Consider the following 255-nt stretch of genomic DNA (forward strand, 5'->3'; position numbering starts at 1 on the left):
GATCCCCTAGTTTCATCCTTAAAGTTTTGATATGGGTATCTACGGTTCTTAAGCTTCCATAAAAATCATAACCCCAGACATGTTCTAAAATTTGTTCCCTTGTCCACACCTGATTTTGATTTTTCGTTAAAAAGAGTAACAGATCATATTCTTTAGGTGTAAGAACTAGTTCTTTTTCTTGAACCTTCACTCTTCTAGCTTTTTCATCAATTGAAATGGCTCCAAAAGATTTCATCAGTAGTTCACTCTCAGACT

General features: G+C 34.5%; 1 protein-coding gene. It reads right to left on the reverse strand.

What is annotated here, in order from left to right; translation table 11 throughout:
* Positions 1-235: winged helix-turn-helix domain-containing protein (locus TEPIDINF_RS15060; protein WP_421692414.1), on the reverse strand; the 235-nt coding region annotated here is incomplete at its 3' end.
* Between the last annotated feature and the right edge of the window lie 20 nt (positions 236-255).

Source organism: Tepidibacillus infernus, assembly GCF_048898065.1.
In the GTDB taxonomy this organism is placed as follows: Bacteria; Bacillota; Bacilli; order Tepidibacillales; family Tepidibacillaceae; genus Tepidibacillus_B; species Tepidibacillus_B infernus.